Origin of the sequence: Streptomyces sp. SID1328 (assembly GCF_009865595.1) — a bacterium.
GTDB classification, from domain to species: Bacteria; Actinomycetota; Actinomycetes; order Streptomycetales; family Streptomycetaceae; genus Streptomyces; species Streptomyces griseoluteus.
On record NZ_WWKH01000882.1, the window covers coordinates 1 to 7,906 of the forward strand.

Annotated in this window: 11 protein-coding genes and 1 tRNA gene; 7 read left to right on the top strand and 5 right to left on the bottom strand. The window is 72.5% G+C overall.

Features of this window, described 5'->3' with window-relative positions:
- Nucleotides 1–338: glycosyltransferase family 4 protein (locus GT030_RS28390; protein ID WP_161203528.1), on the bottom strand; the 338-nt coding region annotated here is incomplete at its 3' end.
- Nucleotides 339–907: 569 nt separating this feature from the next.
- Between GT030_RS28390 and chpG the strand changes: the two genes are divergently transcribed.
- From chpG to GT030_RS28415, 5 genes are all read left to right on the top strand, one after another.
- A complete protein-coding gene (gene chpG / locus GT030_RS28395) occupies nucleotides 908–1,147 on the top strand; it encodes a chaplin ChpG (RefSeq protein ID WP_030813959.1) in 240 nt (79 codons plus the stop codon).
- A 207-nt stretch (nucleotides 1,148–1,354) separates the two neighbouring features.
- Nucleotides 1,355–1,642 carry a hypothetical protein gene (locus GT030_RS28400; RefSeq protein ID WP_161203536.1) on the top strand — a complete coding sequence of 96 codons (288 nt, stop codon included), beginning with the start codon at nucleotides 1,355–1,357 and terminating at the stop codon, nucleotides 1,640–1,642.
- 223 nt (nucleotides 1,643–1,865) lie between these two features.
- Complete coding sequence (locus tag GT030_RS28405; RefSeq protein WP_161203529.1) at nucleotides 1,866–2,354, top strand: DUF5949 family protein; 489 nt, start codon at nucleotides 1,866–1,868, stop codon at nucleotides 2,352–2,354.
- 100 nt (nucleotides 2,355–2,454) lie between these two features.
- The gene (locus tag GT030_RS28410; RefSeq protein ID WP_161203530.1) at nucleotides 2,455–2,937 is read left to right on the top strand and encodes a tyrosinase family oxidase copper chaperone; all 483 of its coding nucleotides are present in this window, start codon (nucleotides 2,455–2,457) and stop codon (nucleotides 2,935–2,937) included.
- Complete coding sequence (locus GT030_RS28415) at nucleotides 2,921–3,787, top strand: tyrosinase family protein (RefSeq protein WP_161203531.1); 867 nt, start codon at nucleotides 2,921–2,923, stop codon at nucleotides 3,785–3,787. Before GT030_RS28410 ends, GT030_RS28415 begins: the two co-directional genes overlap by 17 nt.
- Before the next feature lie 69 nt (nucleotides 3,788–3,856).
- Here GT030_RS28415 and GT030_RS28420 read toward each other — a convergent pair whose 3' ends face one another.
- The 3 genes from GT030_RS28420 to GT030_RS28430 all read right to left on the bottom strand — a co-directional run bounded on the left by GT030_RS28420 (nucleotide 3,857) and on the right by GT030_RS28430 (nucleotide 5,299).
- Nucleotides 3,857–4,147, bottom strand: a complete 291-nt coding sequence (locus GT030_RS28420) for a chaplin (protein ID WP_161203532.1) — start codon at nucleotides 4,145–4,147, stop codon at nucleotides 3,857–3,859.
- A gap of 183 nt (nucleotides 4,148–4,330) precedes the next feature.
- On the bottom strand, nucleotides 4,331–4,855 hold the full coding sequence (locus GT030_RS28425; protein ID WP_161203533.1) for a YcxB family protein: 525 nt from the start codon (nucleotides 4,853–4,855) through the stop codon (nucleotides 4,331–4,333).
- A gap of 60 nt (nucleotides 4,856–4,915) precedes the next feature.
- Complete coding sequence (locus GT030_RS28430; protein ID WP_161203534.1) at nucleotides 4,916–5,299, bottom strand: DoxX family protein; 384 nt, start codon at nucleotides 5,297–5,299, stop codon at nucleotides 4,916–4,918.
- A gap of 187 nt (nucleotides 5,300–5,486) precedes the next feature.
- Here GT030_RS28430 and GT030_RS35870 point away from each other — a divergent pair, with 187 nt between their 5' ends.
- Nucleotides 5,487–5,867 carry a hypothetical protein gene (locus tag GT030_RS35870; protein ID WP_202460671.1) on the top strand — a complete coding sequence of 127 codons (381 nt, stop codon included), beginning with the start codon at nucleotides 5,487–5,489 and terminating at the stop codon, nucleotides 5,865–5,867.
- A gap of 297 nt (nucleotides 5,868–6,164) precedes the next feature.
- Here GT030_RS35870 and GT030_RS28435 read toward each other — a convergent pair.
- Nucleotides 6,165–6,237: transfer RNA gene (locus GT030_RS28435), tRNA-Arg, on the bottom strand.
- A gap of 271 nt (nucleotides 6,238–6,508) precedes the next feature.
- Between GT030_RS28435 and GT030_RS28440 the strand changes: the two genes are divergently transcribed.
- Nucleotides 6,509–7,906, top strand: a 1,398-nt coding sequence (locus tag GT030_RS28440; protein WP_161203535.1) for a dynamin family protein, incomplete at its 3' end; no start/stop codon positions are given.

The following is a 7,906-nucleotide window of genomic DNA, read 5'->3' on the forward strand; positions in this document are numbered from 1 at the left end:
TGGAGGCGGCCGCGCAGGGCGAGGCGCGCGGCCAGACCGGCCTTGGCGCTGTGCGCGTGCACCAGTGCGGGCCGTACCTCCCGGACGAGGCGGGCGAGCCGCCGTACCTCGCCGGGCAGCGCGGCACCCGGGGACCGGGTGGCCCGCCAGAGCCGCACCTCGGCGCCTATCTCCTGTGCCTCCGTGGCCAGTCGGCCGCCTGGGCAGGCGATCACGACGCGCACGCCCGCCGCGAGCTGGGCCCGCGCCAGGTCGAGCACGACCCGCGCGACTCCGCCGTCGACGGGCTGCGCAACATGCAGCACCCGTTCTCGGGCGTCGGGAACTGGCTGGTGCATGGGCGGGGTACCTCGCTCACAGGGGCGCTCGGATCTGGTCGGGACCGCGCCTCGCTGCCGGGCGTCCTCCGCGGTGAAGAGCGCACCGGCCCTCGCCGCGTCCCGGTGGGGAACGAGGAGGTGGCCCGGCGGGTCACCGCCGTGCCCGCGCGGCGCGCCCGAGATCGGCCACCCTCCGGCCCGCGTCCGGACGGCCTGGCGTAGCCGGCCTGGCGCCGGACCCGTACGCGCCCTGCCGCGCCGGTCGTGCGCTCCGGTACGCCGTCCGGTGGACCCGCGCCCGGCCACTTCCGTGCGCCCGGCGTACGACGGCGCGGCACGCGGCCTCCCTGAAACGTGAGCCGGTGCCCGCCACGCACGGCGTCCGGACCTGGTACGGAGGAGAGGGCCGCGACTCTAATGAGCGCGGGGGCCCGAGCGGCGCAACGACGCGAGCGGGCCGCGCATGCGGCCCTGGTTCTCGCGGAGATCACCCCCTTGGCGGCACAACCCCCCGCGGCGGTTCGCGTTGACACTGCGTCGGGCAGCCCGCCCGGATGTTTGTCTCGAATTTCAAGGAGTACCTCTCCATGTCGCGTATTGCGAAGGGTCTGGTCCTGACCTCCGCCGCCGTGGCGGCCGTCGCCGGCGGTGCCGGTATCGCCGCTGCCGACTCCGGCGCGCAGGCCGTCGCCGCGAACTCGCCGGGCGTCCTCTCGGGCAACGTCGTCCAGATCCCGGTCCACGTGCCGGTCAACGTCTGCGGCAACACCATCGACGTCATCGGCCTGCTGAACCCGGCCTTCGGCAACACCTGCGTCAACGACTGAGGTCGTCCGACGCACCTTCCGGCCCGGCCGTCCGCACGCGCGTACCGCGTGAGCGGACGGCCGGGCCGCTGTCGTATGTGCCCGCCCTTCTGTTCCGGGGGAATCTCATATGTCTTGTGCACACAGGGTTTCCGCCCCGGCCGTGACTCGTTGGGCAGGGCGTCGGACATCCCTGGGGCGACGCGAGTTGCCGAGGAGAGGAACATGATGAAGTCCCTGAAGGCCGCAGCCGTCCTGGCCGGTTCCATCGCCCTCACCGGCGTCGCCGCGCCCGCCTTCGCCTACTCCGGCGACCTGACGCCCAGCAGCCTGAACGGCGCCGTGGACCAGATCCCCAAGGGCGGTCTGAAGGTGCGTGACGTGATGCCGCTGCAGCACCAGTCGGACGCGCTGAACACCGAGAACAAGGACTCCGTCCTCAGCACCGTCAAGGGCGCCACCACCGCGCTCAACACGCACAACCCGCTGCTCGGCGGGCTGCCGCTGCAGAGCTGAGCCACCGTGGAGGGGGGCCGGACCGAGCCGTGCGGACCGGCCCTCCCTTTCGTGTCCGAGGCGGCGCCCCCGTCGTGTTCGAGGTCGTGTCCCCTTCGTGTTCGAGGTCCCGTCCCCCGGTTTCGAGGCCGCTTCCCCCGATCGTGTGGAGCACCCCCCGGCCGTCCCCCGGACGAGTGAGCGGCCCCCCGGCAGGCCCGGCGCCCGTGGATAGGGTCGCGCGGTGACCTCAACCACAAGCGAAGCCTTCCGCGCCGCCGACCTCGGCACCCTCGTCGTCCTGGCCTGGAGCGGCGAGGCCCCCGACGGTGGCGACATGCCGTACCTGCTGGCGTACTCCCTCGGGGACGCCGAGGGCGGACCGCGTGCCACCTCGGCCGCCGTCACCCAGCTCCTGGAGATGAACGGCCTGACCATCGGCACCGTCATCGACGGCGCGACCCGGCCCAGCCTGCCCGTCTCCCTGCTCGTCGAGGCCGGCCAGGCCGTCGTCCGGATGCCCCAGCTCGTCGCCCAGGCCGACGCCCCGCCGGAGTGGCTGGACGCCGTCGCCCGGCGCGGACACGCCTACCTCGTCTTCACCACCCGCCCCTGGCCCGAGGGCCGCCCCGGTGTGACCGTCGACCCCGCCGCGCTGGCCGCCTTCGCCGGTGCCGACGAGACGCTGATGACCGCCGCCCACGTCATGCTCCCGGCGGGCCGCCTGCGCTGACGCTCTGTCGCCTACCCGGATGGCCGCTGTGCGGTGACCCCGGGCGCCCCGGCGCGGTTACCGCTGTGGACAAGCCGAACTGCGGACGAGGGAGTGAGCGATGGTCGTCGGTGCCGGTGGTGTGGCCGTGGGGGCGGAACCGCAGGTCAGAGAAGGCAAACCATCACGGCGGGAGGTGACCCGCGGCCTTCTGGCCTCGGTGGCCGCCCTGGGGCTGGCCCCGGTGGTCGCCGCGTCCCGTCCACTGCCCCCGGCCGGGGGCGCGGAGAACAGGGCCTTCGACGAGACCCACCGCGGCCACCGCATCCAGGGCTTCCTGGTCCCGGCCGCCGCACGCCGGGCGGACGAGGGCGAGTGGCAGATCACCGTCGACGGACGCCCGCTGCACCTGATGCGCCGCGCCGACGGCACCTGGATGAGCATGGTCGACCACTACACCTCGTACGCCACCCCCCTGGAGGCGGCCCGTGCCGCCGCGGACGAGATCGGTCCCGGCCAGCGGCTGCGCGAGATGGCCCCGGGACCGGCCGACGGCGAGCATGCGGGACACGGGATGGGGGGCATGCATGGCGTACGTGCGTAAGAACGCCGGCGCGCTCACCGCGGACGAGAAGCGGCGCTTCGTCAACGCCCTGCTGGAGGTCAAACGGCGCGGCGAGTACGACGCGTTCGTGCGGACGCACATCGACTACTACACGGCGGACGGCGAGAAGGGCCTGCGCGCCGCCCACATGGCCCCCTCCTTCCTGCCCTGGCACCGGCGCTTCCTGCTGGAGCTGGAGCGGGCGCTGCGCCGGGTGGACTCCGCGGTGACCGTGCCGTACTGGGACTGGACCCGCGACCGCGGCACGACGTCGGTGCCCTGGACCAAGGACCTCCTCGGCGGCAACGGCCGCAAGAGCGACCGGATGGTGACCACCGGGCCGTTCGCGTACGCGGCCGGGCACTGGACCATCAAGGAGGGCATCACCGACGGCAAGTACCTCACCCGCGACCTCGGCCGCGCCGCCGCCCCGATCCAGCTCCCCACCAGGAGCGAGCTGCAGTGGGCGCTGGACGACCCGGCGTACGACGTCTCGCCGTGGGACTCGACCGTCACGCGGGGCTTCCGCAACAAGCTGGAGGGATGGGGGACGGGGGGCGGCAGCGCCTCCTGGCACAACCACAACCGGGTGCACCGGTGGGTCGGGGGCGTGATGCTCGGCGGGGCGTCGGTCAACGACCCGGTGTTCTGGCTGCACCACGCCTTCCTGGACTACCAGTGGTACCGCTGGCAGCAGGCGCACAAGAACCACCGCTATCTGCCGGCGACCCAGCCGGGCCCCGGTGACAAGCAGCGCGGGCGGGTGGTGGCGCGGCTCGACAGGATGCCGCCGTGGAACGTCACGCCGGACTCGCTGGAGGACGTGAGCGGGATCTACCGGTACGCGTGAGGCGCTTGTCCGGGCACGCGAAGAGCCCCGGCGCTCAGGGTGCCGGGGCTCTTCGCGGAGGGGGTGGGCTCAGTTGCCGTAGCCGCCCTCGGGGGTCTCCTGCACCGGCTGCTCGGGCTCGCCGACGTAGGCGCAGGTGGTGCCGAAGGCCGGGTTCAGCAGGCCGACCACGTCGATGGTGTTGCCGCACAGGTTGACCGGGATGTTGACGGGGACCTGGACGGCGTTGCCGGAGCCCACGCCGGGCGAGCCGACGGCCGCGGCCCCGGCGTTCGCGTCGGCCAGCGCCAGACCGGCGCCACCGACCATCACGGCACCGGTGCCGAGGGCCACGACGGCTGCCTTCGCAATGCGAGACATCACGTTCTCCTTATGTCGCTTCATGTCGCTCGGGGGAGTGGAACGGCAGAGATCACCGCCGCACTTCCCGTACAACGGCGCGCGGGAGAGTGGGTCACGGGGGAAAGGTGGGGGATCACCCTTTTACGGGGGAATCTGGGGTGGAGGAATCAGGGGTATGTGTCCGTGGTGCCCAGTACGGCGTCACCGGGCGGGCAGTCGCTCTTCGAGCAGCCGCCGGCACTCCGTCACGAGAGCCGCGTCCGGGAAGGCGCGCTTGGGCAGGGTGAGGGTGGGTTCTCCCGAGCCCTGGAACAGGATGAACTGCCGGTCCGTCTCGATGTATCCGGCGTACGTGTCCCAGGGTTCGAGGCGGGAGTGCCCGTCGGCACGGAGGGTGATGCCGTCCTCGCCGACGGACACCTCGTGCTCGTGCGGCGCGTCCCCCACGTGCCTCGTGGCCCGGCGGCGGCCCCAGGGGGTGGCGAGGAGGAGGAAGGTACGGGCGTAGCGCACCGCGAGCGCGGCGGATACGGCCGCACCGAAGAAGACGACGGGCGGCGGACGGTCCATCCGCATCTGAAGGATCACGAACACCGCCACCGCCACGACACTCGCCACGGTGTTCGCCGCGGCCCGGTTGCGGGACCGTCGGACACGCGGCGACACCGCGGCACCGTCGGCGAGATCGCCGCTGCGAGGCACGTAACGGATGACTACCGACCGCATCGCCATTCCCCCTGCTCTCCCTCTTCTTGAGAGATGGTCGCAGGTGGGAGCGGTGGCCACTCAGCCGGTGAAGGACTCTGGGCCGAAGCGGCCCCAGGCGATGAAGGCGGCGAGCGCGAGGTAGGCCAGGTTCAGCGCCACGAACCCGAACTCGCGGCGCCGCCCGTGGGTGACCATCGCCCCGGTCATCAACAGCACCCAGCAGGCGGCGGTCACCGGGACCATGACGGGGACGCGGTCGAGGAGGGCGGGCAGTACGAGCCCGACGGCGGCGAGCAGTTCGAGCACGCCGAGCACCTTGACACTCCGGGCGCCGACCCCCTCGGTCCACCCTCCCCCATGCACGGCGGCCAGCCTCTCCTTCGGCACGAAGGTCTTGCTGACACCCCCGACGAGAGCCACCACGGCCAGCACCCAGGCGCTGATCCAGAGAGCGAGGTCCATGTGTGCCACTTCCTTACCGGTCGGCGTTCCTTCCGGAAGGGAGACGGGGCAGCGCCGCGGTCTGTGACATGGCCGCCTCAGCGGCACTCGTGGTTGGCCTTGATCTCGCCGAAGGTGAGCGCGCAGGTATGAGCCTCAGAGTTTCGCGATGGAACCGTGTGCGTCACGCCCGCTGTCCTGCCCTGTCGTGAACGAAAACGACTCCTGCCTGCCCTGGGCGGCCTCCGCGCTGTTCGGCGCCCTCATGGGCGGCGCCACCTGGTCGCTGACCGTCTGGGCGCGGGCGTACTGCGACGCGGGCTACGACGCCGGGGGCCGCTTCGAGCTCAACTTCCTGCTCCCGGTGATCGTGGTGGCCGGGGCGGCGGCAGGACTCGCATCCTGGTCCATCGGCCGGCGCCTGGCAGGTGGCGTCTGGCTCCCGGCACTCTCGGTGGTCGCCGTGACGATCGGCCTGGGGTGGTGGTTCTTCGCCGCCCGCGGCACCCTGGCCGACTACCCCGGCGACTCGGGCCTGTGCCCGGCAAGCAACATCCCGCCACAGTGGCCGAACTGGCTCCCGGCGTAAGCGGTCCGGGCGTGCTCACCGAAAGAGCCCCGGAACAGGGCAGACCTCCAGCCCCTCCTCCGGCCGGTCGACCCAGCCCCACCAGGTGTGCCGGCCGGCACACCGCCACAGGGACCGACAGACCCGCCGCCCGTCGCCCTCGCGCTGGGACAGCACGAGGCCACCGGCCTGCATGGGCCGCCCGCACGCGGGGCACGCGGGGACATCGTCGGTGATCATGCGGTGGACCTAGACGGACGGCTGACTGAAACCGGCCCCGACCAGCAGAAAGCCCTCCCGAGGGAGGGCCGGACAACGCGCCCCCGGCAGGACTCGAACCTGCGGCCAAGCGCTTAGAAGGCGCCTGCTCTATCCACTGAGCTACGGGGGCCTGGTGCGGGTCAAGGATAAAGCTCCCCGTTCCTTGACCCCGTCGCCGCGCCTCCGTGGCTCGATGTGGAGGTTCGGTGAAGCGGTCAAGATAATCGCAGGCGGGTACGAATCATGCATCGCTTTTGCGTCCAGACGCGCCGGGTGTTGTGCACTCGTTATGCCGGGAGGGGGCCCGCGTCCCAGTCATCCCTTCCGCCCGGTCTGTCCCTTCGGCGCGCAGGCATGTCCATATGCTTCAGAATTCCCCTAAAATTGGGCATTCTTCGCATGTGGTGACCTTGGACGTACGCCCTCAGCTACTCGACGCACTCGCTGCTCTGCGCGACCGTGTCGCCGCCGCACGCTATCCGCTCCCCCTGGCGGGAGCCCCGCGCGTGCGTGCCAACCGGGACGAACTGCTCGCCCAACTGGACGACTACCTCGTACCCCGGCTGCGCTCGCCCGAGGCGCCTCTGCTGGCCGTCGTCGGCGGTTCGACCGGTACCGGGAAGTCGACCCTGGTGAACTCCCTGGTGGGACGGCGGGTCACGGAGGCGGGCGTGCTCCGGCCGACCACCCGTACGCCCGTACTCGTCTGCCACCCGGAGGACCAGCACTGGTTCAGCGGCATGCGCGTACTGCCCGACCTCACCCGCCGCTGGGTGCCCCACCAGGAGAAACCGGCCAAGGACAGCGACAGGCCCGTCGACGACCACGCGCGCGTGCTCCGCGTCGAGACCGCCGAAACCCTCCCGCGCGGACTCGCCCTGCTCGACGCACCGGACGTCGACTCGCTGATCACCGACAACCGCGTACTGGCCGCTCAGCTCATCTGTGCCGCCGACATCTGGATCATGGTCACGACGGCCGCCCGGTACGCCGACGCCGTCCCCTGGCACCTGCTGCGCACCGCCAAGGAGTACCGCGCCACCCTGATCACCGTCCTGGACCGCGTCCCGCACCAGGTCGTCGCCGAGGTCTCCCGCCAGTACGGCGCCCTGCTCACCAAGGCCGGCCTCGGCGAGGTGCCCCGGTTCACCGTGCCCGAGCTGCCCGAGTCGGCCTGGGGCGGCGGCCTGTTGCCCGCCTCCGCCGTCGCCTCGCTGCGCACCTGGCTGCACCACCACGCCCAGGACCCCGGCGCCCGCCGCAGCGCCCTCACCCGTACGGCGTACGGCCTGCTCGACTCGCTGGCCGTCCGCATGCCGGAGCTGGCGAGCGCCGCCGCCGCCCAGTACGCGGCCGCCCTCCGCCTCACCTCCGCCGTGGACGGCGCCTACGACAGCGAGCGCGCGCGCGTGCGGGGCAGGCTCCAGTCCGGCACCGTCCTCGCCGGTGACGCCCTCAAGCGCTGGCGCGCCTTCCCGCTGGACTGCACCGCCGGCGAACTCCTGGACGCCCTCACGGAGAGCCTCGGCGCGCTGCTGCTGTGTGCCGTCACCGCCGCCGACGAGCGCGTCGACGAGTCCTGGCGCCGCGAACCCGCCGCCCGCGCCCCCGAACTCGCCGAGCGCGACTCCTCCCCGAAGAGCGCCGAGCACCGCATCGGCCTCGCCGTCCGGCGCTGGCGGCGCGAGCTGGAGGAGTACGCCGAGGACGAGGTACGCGAGCTGGAGCGCGGCAACGCGCCAGACGCCGAGACGGTCGCCGCGCTCGCCGCCGCCGTCGTCCTCGGCGGACGCCGGGCG

Excerpts from the sequence above, each read along its gene's own strand:
- GT030_RS28400 (WP_161203536.1), top strand. The coding sequence starts at position 1,355 with ATGAAGTCCCTGAAGGCCGCAGCCGTCCTGGCCGGTTCCATCGCCCTC.
- GT030_RS28420 (WP_161203532.1), bottom strand. The coding sequence starts at position 4,147 with ATGTCTCGCATTGCGAAGGCAGCCGTCGTGGCCCTCGGCACCGGTGCC.
- GT030_RS28430 (WP_161203534.1), bottom strand. The coding sequence starts at position 5,299 with ATGGACCTCGCTCTCTGGATCAGCGCCTGGGTGCTGGCCGTGGTGGCT.
- GT030_RS28425 (WP_161203533.1), bottom strand. The coding sequence starts at position 4,855 with ATGCGGTCGGTAGTCATCCGTTACGTGCCTCGCAGCGGCGATCTCGCC.
- GT030_RS28410 (WP_161203530.1), top strand. The coding sequence starts at position 2,455 with ATGGTCGTCGGTGCCGGTGGTGTGGCCGTGGGGGCGGAACCGCAGGTC.
- GT030_RS28415 (WP_161203531.1), top strand. The coding sequence starts at position 2,921 with ATGGCGTACGTGCGTAAGAACGCCGGCGCGCTCACCGCGGACGAGAAG.
- chpG (WP_030813959.1), top strand. The coding sequence starts at position 908 with ATGTCGCGTATTGCGAAGGGTCTGGTCCTGACCTCCGCCGCCGTGGCG.